Consider the following 17,953-nt stretch of genomic DNA (forward strand, 5'->3'; position numbering starts at 1 on the left):
CGCTACAGCTCGACGCCCGAGGGGATCAGACTCTCGCTGCGGAGGAGGTTCCCCTCGTGGTCGTACACGAGGAAGGTGTCCTTGTCGTAGGCGACGAGCCGCTCGCCGTCGACGTCGATCTCGACGCGGTACCGGGCGTCGCCGTCGTCGGTCGCGTCGCGCGCGGCGTGGATGAACGGGAGGACGTCCGTCGCCGTCTCGTTGAGTTCGAGGACGAAGTCGCCGGTGTACCGGTTGGTGACGCCGACGACGCCCTCCGGGTCGTCCGCCTCGTCCAGCGGTTCGCGGAGCCGGAACGCGACGTCGATCTCGTCTGCTGTGAGCAGGTCGTCGCCGTCCGTTTCGACGATGATGTCGTCGCTCTCGCCCCCGGAGAGCCGCTCGCGGAGCAGTTCCTCCGGCCCGTGGAAGTCGATCCGCACCAGCGGGGGCGATCGGGAGCCGGCGCCCTCGTCGACGCCCTCGACGGTCAGATCGAAGTAGTCACGCCGCATTTCCTATGGAACGCTTTGCGGTCCGGCCGTATCAACGTAACGGGCGGATCGGCGGCGCGGAGCCGACAGCGCCGCGTCGACGGCGCCCCCGGCGTCCGCGTCGTACCCTCAGTCGTCCGCGCCGCGTCGGCGCCGCGGCCGTGGGTCCCGGCCTCGCTCCTGATAATCGTCGGGGGTAGTTTAACTTCCCCCCGCCATTACGTCCCCGTATCCATGGCGAGTGACGCCGGCGGGAGCGACCTCGGCGACCGGATCGAGGCCCTCCAGCGGCGCCTCTCGCGTACGTGGGAGCTGCTTCAGGGGTCGACGCTCGACGTCCGCCCGTTCCGCCCCGGCGAGGACGGCCCGCTCGCGTCGTTCGTCGTCCCCGACGACGAGCGCGAGGTCGACCGGTACTGGGTGAACGCCCCGTACGCGTACGTCGTCATCACCTACGACGAGGTCGAGAGCGAACACCGGTACTACGCGGTCGAGCCCGAGCTGGACGCGTTCGAGCGCGAGCTCCTCGACCGCGTCGTCGACGACATCCGCGACCCGCTCCTCTACCGCGAGGGGACCGGCAAGACGGACGAGGAGACGCTCAAGTCGGAGCTGGAGACGCTGTTGGAGGGGTACGGCGTCGAGGCCGAGATGGACACGTTCCACGCGCTCGCGTACTACCTCTACCGCGACTTCCGCGGCTACGGGAAGGTCGATCCCCTCCTCAACGACCGCCACATCGAGGACGTCTCCTGTGACGGCTACGACCTCCCGATCTTCGTCTACCACGACGAGTACACCGACGTCGAGACGAACGTCTCGTTCGGACAGGAGGCGCTCGACAGCTACGTGATCCGGCTCGCCCAGCAGTCAGGCCGTCACGTCTCCGTCGGCGACCCAATCGTCGAGACGACGCTCCCCGACGGGTCGCGCGCGGAGCTGGCCCTCGGCGAGGAGGTGACCCCGCGCGGCTCGGCGTTCACCATCCGCCAGTACGCGGAGGACCCGTTCACGCCCGTCGACCTCGTGGAGTACGGCACCTTCTCGATCGAGCAGATGGCGTACTTCTGGCTCTGTATCGAGCACAACAAGAGCCTAATCTTCGCGGGCGGCACCGCCTCGGGGAAGACCACCTCGATGAACGCGGTGTCGATGTTCGTCCCGCCGCGCGCGAAGGTGCTCACCATCGAGGACACCCGCGAGCTCTCCCTGTACCACGACAACTGGCTCTCCGCGGTCACCCGCGAGCGCCGGTACGAGGGCACGGACATCGACATGTACGACCTGCTGCGGTCGGCGCTGCGCCACCGCCCCGAGTACATCATCGTCGGCGAGGTCCGCGGCGACGAGGCGATCACGCTGTTCCAGGCGATGAACACCGGCCACACCACCTTCTCGACGATGCACGCCGACTCGATCGAGACGGTGATCAACCGGCTGGAGAACGAGCCGATCAACGTCCCGCGGGCGATGGTCCAGTCGCTCGACATGCTCTCGGTCCAGACGCTCACGCGCTCCGACGACGAGCGGGTCCGCCGCGCGAAGACGATCGGCGAGATCGGCGGCATCGACCAGCGCACCGGCGAGCTCGACTACTCCTCGGCGTTCGAGTGGGTGCCCGACTCCGACACCTTCAGGCGAAACGACTCGTCGCTGTTGGAGGAGATCGCCGACGAGCGCGGCTGGTCCCGGTCGGAGCTGCTCCGCGAGGTCCGGCGCCGCGAGCGCTTCATCGAACTGCTCTCCGCGCTCGGCATCGACGACTACCGCACGTTCACCGCCCTCGTCAACGAGTACTACGCCGACGCCGACCGCGTGATGGAGAAGCTCGACGAGCGCGCCGCCGCGGCCGAGGGCGTCGATCCCGACGACCTCGCGGACGAGGCCGACGCGGTCGCGGCGGGCGACGGGACCGGTCGCGGTCCCGAGACCGTCGACGGCGGCGACCCCGACGCCACCGACCGATGATCGAGTACCTCCCCCTCGCCGTCGCGGTCGCGGCCTGCCTCGCGCTCGCGCTGCCGCTCGTCGACGACCGCGCGGACCTGTTCGTCACCCGCGTCGCGCTGTCGGCGTTCGGCGACTACGTCGGCGAGGACGAGGCGCGGCGGCAGGCCCAGCGAGATCGGATGCGTGCGGCCCACGTCGCCGGCACCACCCACCGCGTGTACGCCTCGCGGACGCTGCTGTACGCCGCCGTCCTCGGCGTCGCCGGCAGCGTGATCGGCGTGTACGCGGCCGCGGGGTTACTCGCCGCGCTCGACGTCGGCGAGGCGGCGATCCGCGAGGCGCTCCCGGCCGCGTTCGAGTTCGTTGCCGTCGTCGCGCGGCTCGCCGACTTCGGGCTCGGCAGGCTGTTCGTCCTGCTCGCGGTCGTCTCCGCGACCGTCGGGTCCGGGCTCGCGCTCGGCGCGTACGTCGCCCGGTGGCAGCTGCTCGACCAGCGCGCCCATGCCCGCGCGGCCGAGATCGACGCCACCCTGCCGCGGACGGTCGCGTTCATGTACGCGCTCTCGCGCTCCGGGATGGCGTTCCCGCGCGTGATGGACACGCTCGCGGAGAACGAGGCGGTGTACGGCGAGGCCGCCACGGAGCTGTCGGTCGCCGTCCGCGACATGAACGCCTTCGGCACCGACGCGCTCACCGCGCTCCAGCGTATCTCGCGGCGGACGCCCAGCGACGACTTGGCGGATTTCTCGGAGAACCTCGCCTCCGTCCTCGGCACCGGGCAGTCGGTGTCGTCGTTCCTCGACGACCAGTACGAGCGCTACCAGTCGGAGGCGGAGGCGAAACAGGAGCAGTACCTCGAGCTGCTCTCGACGTTCGCCGAGGCGTACGTGACGGCGCTCGTCGCCGGCCCGCTCTTTTTCATCACTATCCTCGTCGTCATCGGTCTCGTCTTGCAGGACACGCTCCCGATCCTCCGCGTCGTCGTCTACCTCGGCGTGCCGCTCGCCACCTTCGGCTTCGTCGTCTACGTCGACAGCGTGACGCAGGGCGTCGGCGGCACCGAGACCGTCGCGGCGTCGTCGCTCGACGACCCGGACACCCCCTCGGTCACCGGCGTGCGCCACGCGACGGACGAGCCCGGGGACAGAGGGGAGGCCGCCCGGTTCGACGGCGGCGCGGCGACGGGGCGCGACGCAGACAGGGGGGCCGTAGACCGGAGCGGCGCGGACCGCTGGACCGAGAGCCGCGAGCGGCTCCGCGTCTACGACCGCCTCCGCTGGGCGCGGCGGCTGATCGCGTCGCCGGCCGAGACGGTGCTGGCCTCCCCGCAAACGGTCCTGCTCGTCGCGGTCCCGGTCGCGGTCGCCGGGCTGCTCGTCTTCGCGTTCCCGGTCACGCTCGGGACGCCCGTGGAGATGGTCGGCCAGATCGACGGGCCGATCGTCGCCGCGACGGCGTTCGTCCTCGCGGCGTACGCGGTCGCCTACGAGTTCGGCAAGCGTCGGGTCCGACGCATCGAGTCCGCGGTGCCCGACTTCCTCGACCGGCTCGCCAGCGTCAACGAGGCGGGGACCGCCGTGGTCGGCAGCGTCCGCCGCGTCGCCGACTCGAACCTCGAGGCGCTGACGGAGGACCTCCGCCGGACCCGACGCGACGTCGACTGGGGCGCGGACGTCTCGACCGCGCTGCGCCGCCTCGAACGCCGCGTTCGATCGCCGATGATGTCCCGCGCGGTCGCGCTCGTCACCAACGCGATCCGCGCGAGCGGCGACGTCGGGCCCGTCCTCCGGATCGCAGCCGACGAGTCGCGCGCGACCTGGTCGCTCCGGCGCGAGCGCCGACAGGTAATGTTAACGTACCTCATCGTCATCTACATCTCCTTCCTCGTCTTCCTCGGGATCATCGCGGCGCTGTCCGTCTCCTTCATCCCCGCCATCGAGTCGGCGGGCGTCCCGGGGACGGGCGGGAGCCTCCCGGACGCGGGGGCCGGCGTCCCCGGCGGTCCGGGAGGGATCGCGGACGGGATCGGCGACATCAACGTCGACGCCTACGAGCAGCTGTTCTTCCACGCCGCGTCGATCCAGGCGGTCTGCTCCGGGCTCGTCGCCGGCCAGCTCGGGGAGGGGTCGGTGCGCGACGGCGTGAAACACGTCGTGGTGCTGCTCGCGCTCACGCTCGTCGCGTTCGTCGCGATCGGCGCCGTGTGACGGTCCGGTCGGCATAAGCGCGTCGCGACCGAGGGCTCGGTATGGACCCGCAGTCGCCCGGCGATCCGCAGTCGACGTACGACCGCATCGCGACGCACTTCTCGAAGACGCGGGAGTACGCGTGGCCCGAGGTCGAGTCGTTCCTGGAGGGCCGGTCGGGAACCGTCGCGCTCGACGTCGGCTGCGGGAACGGCCGGCACACGGAGGCGCTCGCGGCGCGCGCCGCGACCGCGGTCGGGGTCGACCTCAGCCGCGGCCTGCTCGACGAGGCGGTCGCGCGCGCTCGCGACCGGGGATTCGGGGACTCGGCCGCGTTCGTCCACGGGGACGCGGGCGCGCTCCCGGTCCGCGACGACGCGGTCGACCTCGCCGTCTACGTCGCCACGCTCCACCACCTCTCGCCCCGTGAGGCCCGCGTCGAGAGCCTGAACGAACTGGCGCGCGTCCTCGCGCCCGACGGGGTCGCGCTCGTCAGCGCGTGGAGTACGGCGCACGACCGGTTCGATCGCGACGAGGGGTTCGACACGACCGTCGACTGGACGCTGCCGGGCGGCGAGACGGTCCCCCGGTACTATCACATCTACTCGCCGTCGGAGTTCGAGGCGGACCTCGAAAAAAGCGCCCTCGAACCGCTCGAAACGGAGGTGTCGAGCGGGAACTGCTACGCGGTCGTCACCCCGTGACGCGGTCTCCGTCGGAGGCGAGACCGACTACCCGAGCAGAAGGGCGAGCCGCGGGTTGTTCTGGACGAAGCCGATCTCCTCGAGCCGCTGGTCGAGGCCGATGATCCGACCGGCGCCCGCCGCTCCGAGGAGGAACAGCAGGAACGCGTAGATGAGGTGGAAGTCGATGAAGATCGCGTCCGGGAACGGGTAGGACGCCGCCCAGTAGAACAGCATCATGAGCGCTCCACAGAGGGCGCTGAACCGGAAGAATGCGCCGAGGATCAGCGCGATTCCGACCAGCGTCAGGCCGACCTGATTGAGGGGGGTCAGGAGCCAGACCCAGTCGGCCATCGCCGCCCACACGTCGACGAGCGGGTTCGCCGGGTCCACGTTGACGAGGAACGGCCGGGCGCTCCAGTCCGGATCGATCACCTTCACGATCCCGGCGTAGAAGAACACCCAGCCCATCATCAGCCGCAACGACAACAGCGCGTAGGCTATCCACGTCTCGGAGTACGTGAACTCGATATCGTAGCCGAACAGCTTCGACGACGCTGTTTTCGGTGGCATGCCTGACCATTTAACACCCTGTTGGATAAGGGTAATCTATCTTTTCACCCCTTGAAAACGATCCGGCAAGGGTGGCGTCCCCCGCCGGACGGGGGCGGGAACGGCGGGTTCCACCGGCTGGGAATGCCTGGCTGGATTTATTAAACGACGGCCGCGTACGAGAACGTATGAGTAAGGACTCGGCGATATCGTCGGACCTCGAAGAGACCCTTCAGGGACACAAGCGCGGGAGCGACTCCTCGGGGACGCTGGTCGTCAGCGACCAGGAGGGGTACGTGGGCGACTCGATCGTGTTCAAGGGCCGGAACCTGCCCGCCGGCGAGCGCTACGAGATCAGATGGAAGACGTCGGAGGGCCGATGGGGGGTCCTTGAGGCCAACGAGATCGTCGGATCGCAGTACCATCCCCGGACGGAGACCATCGCCACCGTCGCGACCGACGATTCGGGGGCGTTCGACGAGGAGTGGACCGTCGCCCAGGACTACGGGGGCAAACACCGGATCGAGCTCGTCGACGGCGACTCGACGGTCGCCACGGCGACGTTCACGATCCTCCCGCACTTCGAGCTCGACCGCACTGAGGCCGAGCTCGGCGACTTCTTCACGGTCACCGGCTACGGGATCGGCCCGAACGTCGTCACCAACAACTACCAGGTCGCGTGGGACAACGGCGACATGGGGTTCATGACGGGCGTGATGAACCGCGGGACCGCCACCGCTCGCATCCGCGCGGTCGGACCGCCGGGGAAGCACGTGATCCAGGTCTGGCGCAACTACCGCGGCGTCCCGTACCTCCAGAACAACACCCAGTCGCCGTACGGCCCGGTCGCCGACGGCCGACAGTCCCAGTGGACCGTCGAGGTCACCGAGCCCGAGGCCGAGCCGCGGACGGCGTGGCTCGACGAGCAGCTCGACGAGAACCCGATCTCCATCCACTACCCCGAGATCGACGAGGACACCGACGCCGAGCTCTCGATCTCGCCGTCCTCCGGCCAGCCCGGAACCTCGGCGTTCATCACCGGCGAGAACTTCCCGCCGAACGAGGAGGTGAACCTCATCTGGTACCGTCACGAGGGGCACCGCGTCAAGGGGGTCCCGATCACGCCGGAGCCGAAGCCTGACATGCTGCCGACGGTGACGACGGACGACGACGGCGCGTTCCAGACGGAGTTCACGATCCCGACCGGCGAGGGGTCGACGCGGCCGATCACCGCCGCGGTCGGCGGACGCGAGGTCGCCGTCACCGGGTTCATGATGCAGCCGTCGATCGAGACGTTCGAGCCGACCAGCGGCCCCGTCGGGACGACGATCGAGATCGAGCTCTCCGGCGTCGGCTGGCCGGTCTACGAGAACGCCCCGTACTTCCTGTACGACAACAAGCCGCTCGGGTACGTCTGCGGGCTCACCGACGACGACGGCGGCGGGGTCGTCCGCCTCGAGATCCCGGCGACCGGCGAGCCGGGCTGGCACTTCATCGACGCCTACCCGTGCCTCTTCGAGGTCCAGGAGGACGAGCCGGACTTCGAGCTCCGCCCGCACCTGTCGTACCTCGACAACCATCCGGTCAGGCCGCTGTCGGCGTACCACATGGCGTTTAAGATCGAGGAGTGAGCCGAGCGCCACGCGCTCCTCCTCGACCGCTCGCTCGCTGACCGGAACGACGAACTACCCGCCGTCCGTTTTCCACCGCATGACCCTCGATCTCACGCTGGCCTGTCACGATTACGCCTGGACTGAACCGCTCTGGGACGGCCGCGTCACCCCCGACGGCGCGGACCTGACGACCGTCGACTACCCGAACCCGACCCGCTTCTCGCGGATGGTCCACGGTCGGGAGTTCGACGCCTGCGAGCTCTCGATGGGCACGTACCTCGCCAGCCGGAGCGACCCCGACCGCTACCCGTTCACGGCGGTCCCCGTCTTCCCGTTCCGCAAGTTCCGCCACTCGTACATGTACAAGCGCGCGGACGGCAGCGTCGACTCGGTCGGCGACCTCGACGGCAAGCGGGTGGGGATCGTCAACTGGCAGACGACGACCGGCGTCTGGCAGCGCGGGATCCTCGCGGACCGACACGGCGTCGACCTCTCGTCGATCGACTGGGTCGCCGGCGGCTCGGAGATCGTCGACGTCGACGTGCCGGACCGGTACGACGTCGAGTACCTCGACCACCAGCAGTCGATGGTCGGCGTGCTGACGGAGATGCTCGAACGCGGCGAGCTCGACGCGGTCTTTCACCCGATCGACCTCGACGGAGCGAACGCGGAGCGGCTGTTCGACGACGCCAAGTCGGTCGAACAGGAGTACTACCGCGAGACGTCGATTTTCCCGGTCATGCACGCGATCGTCGTCGACGACCGACTGCTCGAGGCGGAGCCGTGGATCGTTCAGAGCCTCTACGACGCCTTCGAGCGCGCCAAGGAGACCGGGCTGTCGACGCTCGACCGTCCCCGCGACCTCCCGTTCGTCTGGGCTGACGTCCACGCCGACGAACAGCGCGAGGTCATGGGCGAGGACCCGTGGGAGTACGGTCTCACCGAGGAGAACGTCGCGACGCTGGAGACGCTGATCGAGTACGCCCACGAGCAGGGCGTCGCCGACGAGCGGTACGACCTCGAAACGCTGTTCGCGACCGACCACCTCGATACGCCCTACTTTGCGTGACGCTCCCGGCGGCGACGCCCGCCGAGGGACTCAGGCGCCGACGCCGTCCCACTCGTCGTGGTCGAGGTCGACGCCGAGCTGGGAGAGCGCCCGCTTCATCGTCGTGTCGACCATCTCCTCGACGGAGTCCGGCCGCTGGTAGAACGAAGGGAACGGCGGGACGACGATCCCGCCCGCGTCGGTCACGGTCAGCATGTTCTCGAGGTGGATGCGGTTGAACGGTGACTCCCGCGGCATCAACACCAGCGGCCGGCGTTCCTTGAGCGTCACGTCCGCCGAGCGCGTGATGAGGTTCCCGCTGTAGCCGTGGGCGATCGCCGCCAGCGTCTTCATCGAACACGGCGTGATCAACATTCCGGCCGTCCGGAACGAGCCGCTAGCCGTCTCCGCCCCGATGTTGTCGACGTCGTGGACGGCATCGCCGAGCTCCAGCAGGTCGCCGACGGCGTAGTCGGTCTCCTGACGCAGCGTGACCCTCGCCGCGTCCGAGACGATGAGGTGGACGTCGACGGCCGTCCGGTCCAACAGTTCGAGCGCGGAGACCGCGTAGGCCTGCCCGGTCGCTCCCGTGACGCCGACGATCACCCGGTCTGTCATGGATAGAAAACAACTCCGTGGGTGATGAATGCCCGGTTCGCAGTAATTACTTACGCCGCGCTCTCTCGGCGCGGGGACTGTCGGGTGCTTATTTATACCGCGGACGATCGGTCGGCCATGGCCGACCTCAGCCAGCTGTTCCTGTTGAGCGCCGACCTCCGCGCCGCGCGGGAGTTCTACGAGACGGCCCTCGGACTCGAGCCGCGGTCGGTCGGCGACGCCAGCGTCGCCTACGAGACCGGCGCGTGCGAGCTGAAGATCCAGGACGACTTCGACCCCGAGACGCTGGAGCCGTTCGGCCTCTCGCCGCCGAGCGGCCGACGCGGCGAGGGCGGGATCGTCGTCCTCGGGGTCGACGAGCCGCTCGACGAGCTCCACGAGCGGATGTCGACCGCGCTCGAGGACGAACCGGGCGAGCCGCTCATCGAGCCGCGGGAGGTCCCGTGGGGCGGACGGATGTTCCTCGCCCGCGACCCCGACGGCTACGTCCTCGAACTCCGACCGGCGGACGAGTGAGCCGTCCGGAACCGACACGTTGTTCGATCCGGGGTCCGACGGGCCCGCATGGGCAGCGAGAGCTCGGAGCTGTACCTCCCGGAGATCGTTCCGGAGTCGGATCGGGAGTACGTCGAGTCCCAGTCGCGGTACGGGAACCGGGTGGGTTGGGGGGAGAACCCGGCGGTCCTCGTCGTCGACATGATGGTAGCGTTCGTCGAGGAGCGACGGACCGGCGAGGACGTCGTCGAGTCCACCGCCCGGCTACTGGAGACGGCGCGGGCCGCGGACGTGCCCGTCTTCTACGCCGTCCCGTCCGGCCGGGGCGCTCTCCCCGACGGCTACCCGGTTCCGATCAAGGCTGCGCCGGGCACCGACCGCGGTCCCGAGCGGTCGGAGCGGACGGCGAGCCACGAGGAGTGGGTCGAGAAGCTCGACCGATTCCCGCCCGCGGTCGAGCCCGCCGAGAGCGACCACGTCGTCGAGAAGCCGCGGGCCAGCGCCTTTTTCGACACCCACCTCTCGAACCTGCTCCACCACTCCGGGATCGACACGCTCGTCGTCTGTGGGACGAACACGAGCGGCTGCGTGCGGGCGACGGTCGTCGACAGCCACTCGAGCAACTTCCGGACGATCGTTCCCGAGGAGTGCGTCGCCGGGGTCACGACGGCCACTCACGAGGTGGCGCTGTTCGACATGGACCTGCGGTACGCCGACGTCACGCCGCTCGACGACGTGGTCTCGGCGCTCGAGGACGACGACTGAGGCGTGCCCCCTACCGTCACTCGGCGGTCGACAGCAGCTCCGCGTACTCGGCCCTGAGGTCGGCCTCTAACTCGGGATCGAGCCGGGTGTCCTCGGGGAACTCCTCCTTCCAGTGATAGGGCTTCGTCGCGTCGATCAGCATCCGGCTCTTCGTGTGATCGCCGGAGGCCGTCTGCTCGGGGGACATCCGGGGGTTGATCCGCGAGCTCACGCAGTTCTCGATCACCGTGAGGTCCTCGGCGGGGTCGCACCGGCTGACGGTCGCCCACAGCACCTCCGCGAGGTCGTACACGTCGACGTCCTCGTCGACGATGATCGTGATCCGTCCCTCCCAGACACCCGACGGGAGCGACATGGCCTGCATCCCGACCTGCGTGCTGTGGCCGGCGTACTGCTGTTCGATCGAGACGACCTGGAACCAGATCCCCGGGAAGATCGTCGTCACCTCGTCGATCCCGGTGATCCCGGCGTCCTCTAACTGGTGCCACAGCTGGGCTCCCGACCGGATCGTCGACATCGCGGTTGCGGTCATCGGCACGTTGTTGTACGCCAACACGATCGGGTCGTCCCGGTGGTAGATCCGGTCGATCTCGAACGGTTTCTGCTGGGTCTCCCCGGCGCCGTAGTAGCCGGTCCACTCGCCGAACGGCCCCTCGGTTATCTCCTCGGCGTCGGGGTGAACGGTGCCTTCGATGACGAGTTCGGACCGGGCCGGGAACGGGAGCCCGGTCGCCTCGCCTTCGACCACCTCCAGCGGTCTGTCGCGCTGCGCGCTCACGTACTCAAGCTCGTCGACGTGGGCGGGGAACCGCTGGTTGGCGGCCATGAACAGGTCCGGCTGGTGGCCCAGCGAGACGACCGCGGGGAACGGCTCGTCGCGGTCGAAGTACGACTGCCGGTGGCGGTCACCGTCCCGCCCGGGTCGGATGTTGAGCGTGGCCGTCTCAGGGCCGTGGACCTGTACCCGGTAGGTCCCCGCGTTCCGGTCGTCCTCCTCGGCGTGTTCGGTGATCACCACGTCGCCGGTCCCGATGTAGGGCCCGCCGTCGTGGGCGTGCCACCGCGGCGCGGCGAACGCCGTGAGGTCGACCTCGTCCCCCCGCTGGACGTTCTCCAACACCGGCCCCTCGTCGACGGTCTCGACCGGTCGGGTCTCTAAGTCCGCGGTCCGGTCCTTCTGTGCCACCACCGCCTCGCGGATGTCGTTCGTCGGCTCGTGGCCCAGCGCCAGCGTCACCTGGAGCGGCGTGTCGACGGCGTTCGTCAGGACCCGTGCGCCGGGAAGCGTCCCCTCGATGTCCTCGAACAGCAGCGCGGCGTCGAGCGCATCCTGCCGGGCGAGCGACGAGACGCCGCCGATCTCTAGGTCGAGGTCGGCCCCGGGCACCCGCTCCAGCTGGCCGCGGTCTTCGATCGCCGTTATGAACTCGCGGAGGTCTCTCATGTTTCGCCGTTCGCCAACTGCGATAATAAACGTCGTGTACGGTTGTCAGTGACCGATAGGTTAACCGAACGGAGCCCGCACGCCTCCGTAAGGAGTTCCCATGACGATCGACCTCACGCTCGCGTGTACGAACTACGACTGGACCCGCCCGCTCTGGACCGGCGAGATCGAGCCCGAGGGGATCGACCTCCACCTGGTCGACTACCACAACCCCGAGCGGTTCGAACGGATGGTCCGCCACGGGGAGTTCGACGCCTGCGAGCTGTCGCTGGGGTCGTACCTCGCCTCCCGGGCCGCCGACGAGGACCATCCCTTCACCGCGATCCCAGTGTTCCCCTACCGGAAGTTCCGTCACTCGTTCATCTACCGGCGGGCCGACGACGAGTTCGGCCTCTCGGATCTGGAACACAAGGACGTCGGACTCATCCACTGGCAGACGACGACCGCGGTCTGGCAGCGGGGGATCGCCGCCGAGCGCTACGACGTCGACCTCGAAACGGTCACGTGGCACACGACGAAATCCGAGGGGGACATCGTCCCCGTCGAGGTCCCCGATCGGTTCGACGTCGTCCACGACCACCGGGAGGGGAGCGCGACCTCGGCGCTCGCGGCGATGCTCGCCGAGGAGGAAATCGACGCCGCGTTCGCGACCGCCCCGCTCGACAGCCGGTACACCGGCGGTCGACACGACCAGTTAAGCCGGGAGAGAGAGCGGCTGGCGGACGTCGAGATCGAACGGGTCGTCGCGGACTCCCGCGCCGTCGAGGCCGACTACTTCAGGGAGACGGGGATCTTCCCGCCGATGCACACGGTGGTTCTCAGCGACGAGGTGCTCGACCGCCATCCGTGGGCGGCGAACAAGCTGTACGAGGCCTTCGAGCGGGCGCTGTCGACCTGTATGGACCGACTGACCGCACCGCGGTGGGTCCCGCTGGCGTGGGCGAACCACTACGTCGAACACCAGCGCGAGGTGCTGGGCGAGAACCCCTGGGAGTACGGCCTCACCGACGGGAATCGGACCGCCCTCGCGACGCTCCAGCGGTACGCCGCCGACCACGGGCTCATCCCCGAGCCGTACCCGCTCGAGGACCTGTTCGTCGAGTCGACCTTATAGCCGGCCGCGGGCGGCTCACCGCTCGCCGAGTTCGTAGAACGTGACGCCCACCCGCCGCAGGCCGAGCAGCGAGCCGACCGTCAGCAGGACGAAGATCGAGGAGATCGCGGCCACGAGCGCGATGCCCGGCTCGTACATGTACAGCTGATAGAGCCGGACGGGAATGACGACGGTGTCGGAGGTGTAGGTGATGAGCGGGATCGACAGCAGCTGGATGACGTGCATCGCGAGGAAGAACCAGATGACGACGGTCGTGTTCTTGAACAGCGGCAGGAATATCTCCCGCATCTGCCCGAACCACGTCGCCCCGGAGATCCGGGCGGCCTCCTCGAGGTCCGAGTGGATCTGGACGATGTTCCCGACGGCGATCCGCGAGGAGACCGGCAGGAAGACGACGACGCAGCCGACGATGATGATCGCCAACGTTCCGTAGAGGTCGACCACCGGATGGATCTTGCCGACCCACAGGAACGTGAACAGCAGCCCCGCGCCGATAATGATCCCCGGCACCGCGAGCGGGGTCAGCGTCAGGAAGTCGACGACGCCGCGGAACCGGCCATCGGTCCGCTCGGTGTAGTACGCCGTGCCGACGACCAGTACCGTCCCGAGCGTTGCCCCACCGACGGCGACCAGCAGGCTGTTGGTGAACGCCTGTTGGATGTTCGGGTCGGTGACTGCCACGTAGTAGTTGTCCAACGTCAGTGCCGCGGGATCTAACCGTCCGTACCACGTTTCGTGGACCGACACCACGAGCAACACGAGGATCGGGAACACCCAGACGAGGAACAGGCCGCCCCAGAGCCCGACCGCCAGCGGCCACCGCCAGCGGCCGAGGCTCCACACGTGGCTCCGGTGTCGACGCCCCGTGAACGTCATGAACGACTCCTTGCGCGCGGTCACCCGCCGGTAGTACCAGACGAAGACCAGCATCGCGACCAACAGCAGACACGACAGCGCGGCGGCCTCGCCGTATCCGGGCGGGAACCGGCCGTTGATCGCCGAGAGGATCGCCGTCGAGAACACGTCAAAGCCGTTCTGGGTCCCGAGGATGGAGACGACGGCGAACTCGCCGAGCCCGTAGAGGAAGATGACGATCGTCGCCGAGAGGATCGCGGGCTTGATCAGCGGAAAGCTGATCGAGCGGATCGTCTCGAGCATGCTCGCCCCGTGGATCCGGCTCACCTCTTCGAGCACCGGGTCCATGTTCTGAAGCGCGGGGACCGTCAGGAGGTAGAACGTCGGAACGACGTTGATCCCCGCGACGAAGGCGATCCCCAACGGGCTGTAGATGTCGATCGGAAGCTGTTCGACGCCGACGATCGCCTCGACCGCGGCCGTGACGAGCCCGTTCTCCGAGCCGTAGGTCGTCACGTACATGATCGCGTACATGTAGCCCGGGATCGCCTGACAGGACAACAGGACCAGCTCCATTTTCCCCTTCGTCGGGAGGTCCGTCCGGACGAACAGCCACGCGGCACCGAGTCCGAACGCCATCCCCGTCGCGGTCATTCCGACGGCGATCGTCAGCGAGTTGATCACCAGCTCGACGATTGGGAAGAAGTCGCCGAGGTAGACCGCCGCGAAGTTGTCGAGGGTCACCTCCCCGGCGAACTCGCCCGGATAGCCGGACCAGAGGCTGGTCCACAGCAGGAACACCAGCGGGACCACCGTCAACAGCGCGACGGCGAGGACGATCCCGCCGAGTACCAGCCGCTTCGGCAGCTCTCGGCCGGCACAGTAGGCGCCGAGGCGGTCGGGCAGCGAGCCGAGGCGAGCCGCCACCGCCTCGGCGCGCGAGCGCTCCGAGCTCATGTCTCGTTCCTGTACACCTGTATCGCCGCCGGGTCGACCCGGAGGTCCAGCCGGTCGCCCCGAGAGAGGTTTCGATACTCCCCGCAGTGGACGGTGAGCTCGGTGTCAGTGTCGTCGAATCCCACCGTCACCTCGTAGCGGTCGCCGAGGATCCCCTCAGCGACGACCGTCCCCCGGAGTGCGATCCGCCCCTGACTGTCGCCGTTCTCGCAGATGCTGATGTCCTCCGGGCGGAGGAAACAGGACACCTCGTCCGGACCCTCCCCGTTGGACATGTAGTCGGTCGACGTCAGCTCCACGTCGAGGAAGTCGGTGGTGAGGACTCGGCCGCCGGAGCCGTCGACCTCGATCCGACCCTCGAACGGGTTGCGAGCCCCGATGAACCGGCGCGTAAACGCCGACTGGGGCGACTCGTAGAGTTCCTCGGGGCTGCCGCGCTCGACCACTCGCCCCTCGTGGAGGATGATCACCCGATCGGCCAGGTAGAACGCCTCCTCTTGGTCGTGGGTCACGTAGAGAACGCTCACGTCGAGCTCGTGTTGGAGCCGCTGTAGCTCGTAGCGCATCTGCTTGCGCAGCTCCCTGTCGAGGTTGCTCAGCGGCTCGTCCATCAACAGGAGGTCCGGCTCGTAGACGAGCGCGCGGGCCAGCGCGGTCCGCTGCTGTTGGCCGCCGCTCAGATCGGTCGCCGGCTTGTCGGCCAGCTCCGGGATCTCCATCAGCTCGAGCATCTGCGAGACGCGCTCGTCGTACTCCGACTCCGGAATCCCGTGAGAGGCGTGTTCGAGCGGGAAGACGACGTTCTCGTAGACGGTTTTGTGGGGCCAGATCGCGTAGTTCTGGTACACCATCCCGACGTTGCGCTCCTCCGGCGGCGCCGAGACCTCGGACGACTCGACCACTTGGCCGCCGATCTCGATGCTGCCGCTGTCGGGGCTCTCGACGCCGGCGATACACCGGAGTATCGTCGTCTTGCCGCAGCCCGACGGACCGAGCAGGGCGACGATCTCGTCGTCGCCGACGGTCAGGTCGGTCGCCGAGAGCTCGAACGCGCTCCCGAACCGCTTGGTGATCCCGCGTACCGACAGCTGTGGTTCGGTCGTCATGGTGTCGTGTATGGCTGACGCCGTGTCTCGTGGAGCGGACGCCGCGTTTCGTCGGCCGGACGCCCCGTCGCGCGGGCCGGGAGAGTCCCCGTGAGGAACGACACGACGTTAGATATCGAACGCACCGACGTCCTTCACTTTTTGGCCGACCGTGGAGTTCCGCCACTCGTCCCAGAACTCCACCGCCTCGTAGTCGGAGTTCAGCCGCTTCTCGGTGTAGGAATCGGGGTCCTGTGCCGAGTAGTCGAGGTCCATCCGGCAGGGGATCTGCCGTTCGACGTCGTTGATCATCCGGCGCTGGACCGCCTCTTCGAGCGTCGCGCTGAGGAAGAACCGGGCGACCCACGGGTTCGGGGCCTCCTTGTTGATGGCGATCGGACTGCCGTTCATGAAGGAGGGGACGTCCTCGGGGAAGACCCCCGTCAGCGGGGAGTCCTCACCGGTGAACGGCGCGATCACGGTCGGCCAGTTGTACAGCATCAGCGGGATGTTGCCGTCGCGGACCTCCCGCGTCCCGGCCGTGTGCGAACTGACGCCCGTGTAGCTGAGGTGGTCGTGAAGCTGCTGTGCCCACTCCGTCTCGGTCATCTCCGTCTCCGCAGCGTTGTGTCTGACGATCCAGCCGACCATGTCAGAGGCGATGTAGGCGCTCGATATCGCGACCTCCATCCCCTCGTACTGGTCGTCGAGGAGGTCGTTGTAGGTGCTCGGCACGTCTAACCCCCGGTCGGCGAACACGTCCTCGTTGACCGGCATCGTCAGCCCGGGACCGCCGTTGTAGCCGGTGACGTAGAAGGGGTACTGCTGGACGTCGTCGAGCACGTCGTTGAACCAGAACTTCTGGTCGAGGTCCCACTCGAAGTACTCCCGTCCGATGTCGAGGGCGGCTTCCTTGCTCTCATCGCGAGCCGTGACCAGCATGTCGTCGTCGATGCCGGTCGGGCTGCTCAACACGTCGGCCGTGTCGTTGCCCGCCTGCCGCTCCTGTACGAAGCGCTGGGTCAGGTCGTTGCCGTTGGTGGCGAAGACGTTCGGTTCGACGGACGTCCCGAACTCGTCGTTGATGACGTCGACGAGGTCGTACCACTCCTGATCCGCGCCGGTGGAGGCGTAGATGTTGATCTCCGCGTCGTCGCCGACCTGGTCGGCCAGCTCCTCCGTCGTCCACGGCGGTTCCGGCCCCTCGGTCGACCCCGATCCGGTTCCGCCGGCGCAGCCCGCGACCGCCGCGGCCGACAGCGCTGCCCCGGTGGCGAGGAATGTCCGGCGGGAGGTCACCCCCCGTCTACCGAATCGCTGTCCGTCTGACTTTGCTCGCTCCAGCGTGTCGTTTTCGGGCTCCTCGTGGCTCATGGACGGAGTTCATTCGCCGATATATAAATTGTTTCCGTGTCTTTCTACTATGTGGCTTTCTGAGTTCGAATACTGACGTGATAACGGGGGACGGTAGACACGGAAGATAACGTGATATTTGAAACGAATAATAACGTGACATTCATACTAACGGGGGTCGTCGGGACCGTATGCGAGGCCCAGACGAGAAGCCGTTCGACCCGGCCGTCTCGCCGCTGTTCGTCAACGCGATCCGCGAGGAACTCCGACGGGTCGCCGACGAGCGCCGGGGCGAGCCGCGGCCCTGTCCGAACTGCGGGTCGGACGCCCGTCGGAAGAACGGGTACCAGAACGAGCCCAAGACGGTCGCACGGTTGGTCACCGCCGACGGGATCGAAGACGTCGGCGTCGACGTCCAGCAGTACGAGTGTCTCGACTGCGGGCGGTCGTTTCAGGGCGACCTCTCGGCGCTGTTCTACGAGGGCTGTGCCTACGCCAAGCCGGTCGTCGACCTCTGTCTGTTCCACGCCGCCGACGAGTCGCCGACCGACTGCGAGCGGACGCTCCGGCGCCAGTACGGGCTTCAGGTCAACCGCGACACCGTCGCGCGCTACGTCGACCGGTTCGACGCCGCCGACGGCCACGCCATCGACATCGCGGGCCACCGGTACTCGCTGGCGTTCCTCTCGTTCCTCTTCGGCGACGACGAGGGAGACGAACCGCACTTCGTCATCCAGCGGTCGACGGCGCTGTGGTGAGCCG

General features: G+C 68.1%; 16 protein-coding genes. 9 read left to right on the forward strand and 7 right to left on the reverse strand.

Annotated features, from left to right (window positions below; genetic code table 11):
- Positions 1–2 precede the first annotated feature (2 nt).
- Entirely contained in the window at positions 3–494 is a 492-nt protein-coding gene (locus B378_RS0105275; RefSeq protein ID WP_017342773.1) for a DUF5793 family protein, read from the reverse strand.
- 213 nt (positions 495–707) lie between these two features.
- Between B378_RS0105275 and B378_RS0105280 the strand changes: the two genes are divergently transcribed.
- From B378_RS0105280 to B378_RS0105290, 3 genes are read left to right on the forward strand one after another with little or no spacing between them, the layout of a single operon-like run.
- Complete coding sequence (locus B378_RS0105280) at positions 708–2,441, forward strand: type II/IV secretion system ATPase subunit (RefSeq protein WP_017342774.1); 1,734 nt, start codon at positions 708–710, stop codon at positions 2,439–2,441.
- A complete protein-coding gene (locus tag B378_RS0105285; RefSeq protein WP_017342775.1) occupies positions 2,438–4,630 on the forward strand; it encodes a type II secretion system F family protein in 2,193 nt (730 codons plus the stop codon). Before B378_RS0105280 ends, B378_RS0105285 begins: the two co-directional genes overlap by 4 nt.
- Before the next feature lie 41 nt (positions 4,631–4,671).
- Positions 4,672–5,313 carry a class I SAM-dependent methyltransferase gene (locus B378_RS0105290; RefSeq protein ID WP_017342776.1) on the forward strand — a complete coding sequence of 214 codons (642 nt, stop codon included), beginning with the start codon at positions 4,672–4,674 and terminating at the stop codon, positions 5,311–5,313.
- Positions 5,314–5,340: 27 nt separating this feature from the next.
- Here the strand turns inward: B378_RS0105290 and B378_RS0105295 are convergent, their stop codons facing one another.
- Positions 5,341–5,865 (reverse strand): DoxX family protein, encoded by a 525-nt coding sequence (locus B378_RS0105295; RefSeq protein ID WP_017342777.1) that lies wholly within the window; start codon positions 5,863–5,865, stop codon positions 5,341–5,343.
- A gap of 167 nt (positions 5,866–6,032) precedes the next feature.
- Between B378_RS0105295 and B378_RS0105300 the strand changes: the two genes are divergently transcribed.
- Positions 6,033–7,475, forward strand: coding sequence for a hypothetical protein (locus B378_RS0105300; protein ID WP_017342778.1), 1,443 nt, complete (start codon positions 6,033–6,035; stop codon positions 7,473–7,475).
- Positions 7,476–7,554: 79 nt separating this feature from the next.
- Positions 7,555–8,526 (forward strand): hypothetical protein, encoded by a 972-nt coding sequence (locus B378_RS0105305; protein ID WP_017342779.1) that lies wholly within the window; start codon positions 7,555–7,557, stop codon positions 8,524–8,526.
- Positions 8,527–8,556: 30 nt separating this feature from the next.
- On the opposite strand, the gene B378_RS0105310 is transcribed toward B378_RS0105305, so the two are convergent.
- Positions 8,557–9,123, reverse strand: coding sequence for a UbiX family flavin prenyltransferase (locus B378_RS0105310; protein WP_017342780.1), 567 nt, complete (start codon positions 9,121–9,123; stop codon positions 8,557–8,559).
- 117 nt (positions 9,124–9,240) lie between these two features.
- Here B378_RS0105310 and B378_RS0105315 point away from each other — a divergent pair, with 117 nt between their 5' ends.
- Both B378_RS0105315 and B378_RS0105320 read left to right on the forward strand, forming a co-directional pair.
- On the forward strand, positions 9,241–9,639 hold the full coding sequence (locus B378_RS0105315) for a VOC family protein (protein ID WP_017342781.1): 399 nt from the start codon (positions 9,241–9,243) through the stop codon (positions 9,637–9,639).
- Positions 9,640–9,687: 48 nt separating this feature from the next.
- Positions 9,688–10,383 carry an isochorismatase family protein gene (locus B378_RS0105320; protein WP_017342782.1) on the forward strand — a complete coding sequence of 232 codons (696 nt, stop codon included), beginning with the start codon at positions 9,688–9,690 and terminating at the stop codon, positions 10,381–10,383.
- 16 nt (positions 10,384–10,399) lie between these two features.
- Here B378_RS0105320 and B378_RS15795 read toward each other — a convergent pair whose 3' ends face one another.
- Positions 10,400–11,827 (reverse strand): UbiD family decarboxylase, encoded by a 1,428-nt coding sequence (locus tag B378_RS15795; RefSeq protein WP_017342783.1) that lies wholly within the window; start codon positions 11,825–11,827, stop codon positions 10,400–10,402.
- Positions 11,828–11,927: 100 nt separating this feature from the next.
- On the opposite strand from B378_RS15795, the gene B378_RS0105330 reads away from it, so the two are divergent.
- On the forward strand, positions 11,928–12,941 hold the full coding sequence (locus tag B378_RS0105330; protein WP_017342784.1) for a hypothetical protein: 1,014 nt from the start codon (positions 11,928–11,930) through the stop codon (positions 12,939–12,941).
- Positions 12,942–12,956: 15 nt separating this feature from the next.
- Here B378_RS0105330 and B378_RS0105335 read toward each other — a convergent pair whose 3' ends face one another.
- The 3 genes from B378_RS0105335 to B378_RS0105345 all read right to left on the reverse strand — a co-directional run bounded on the left by B378_RS0105335 (position 12,957) and on the right by B378_RS0105345 (position 17,212).
- A complete protein-coding gene (locus B378_RS0105335) occupies positions 12,957–14,753 on the reverse strand; it encodes an iron ABC transporter permease (protein ID WP_017342785.1) in 1,797 nt (598 codons plus the stop codon).
- Entirely contained in the window at positions 14,750–15,859 is a 1,110-nt protein-coding gene (locus B378_RS0105340; RefSeq protein WP_017342786.1) for an ABC transporter ATP-binding protein, read from the reverse strand. Before B378_RS0105340 ends, B378_RS0105335 begins: the two co-directional genes overlap by 4 nt.
- A 108-nt stretch (positions 15,860–15,967) precedes the next feature.
- A complete protein-coding gene (locus B378_RS0105345; protein ID WP_017342787.1) occupies positions 15,968–17,212 on the reverse strand; it encodes an ABC transporter substrate-binding protein in 1,245 nt (414 codons plus the stop codon).
- A gap of 170 nt (positions 17,213–17,382) precedes the next feature.
- Here B378_RS0105345 and B378_RS0105350 point away from each other — a divergent pair, with 170 nt between their 5' ends.
- Entirely contained in the window at positions 17,383–17,949 is a 567-nt protein-coding gene (locus B378_RS0105350) for a hypothetical protein (RefSeq protein WP_017342788.1), read from the forward strand.
- Positions 17,950–17,953 lie beyond the last annotated feature (4 nt).

The sequence above is a fragment of the Halorubrum sp. T3 genome (assembly GCF_000296615.1).
In the GTDB taxonomy this organism is placed as follows: Archaea; Halobacteriota; Halobacteria; order Halobacteriales; family Haloferacaceae; genus Halorubrum; species Halorubrum ruber.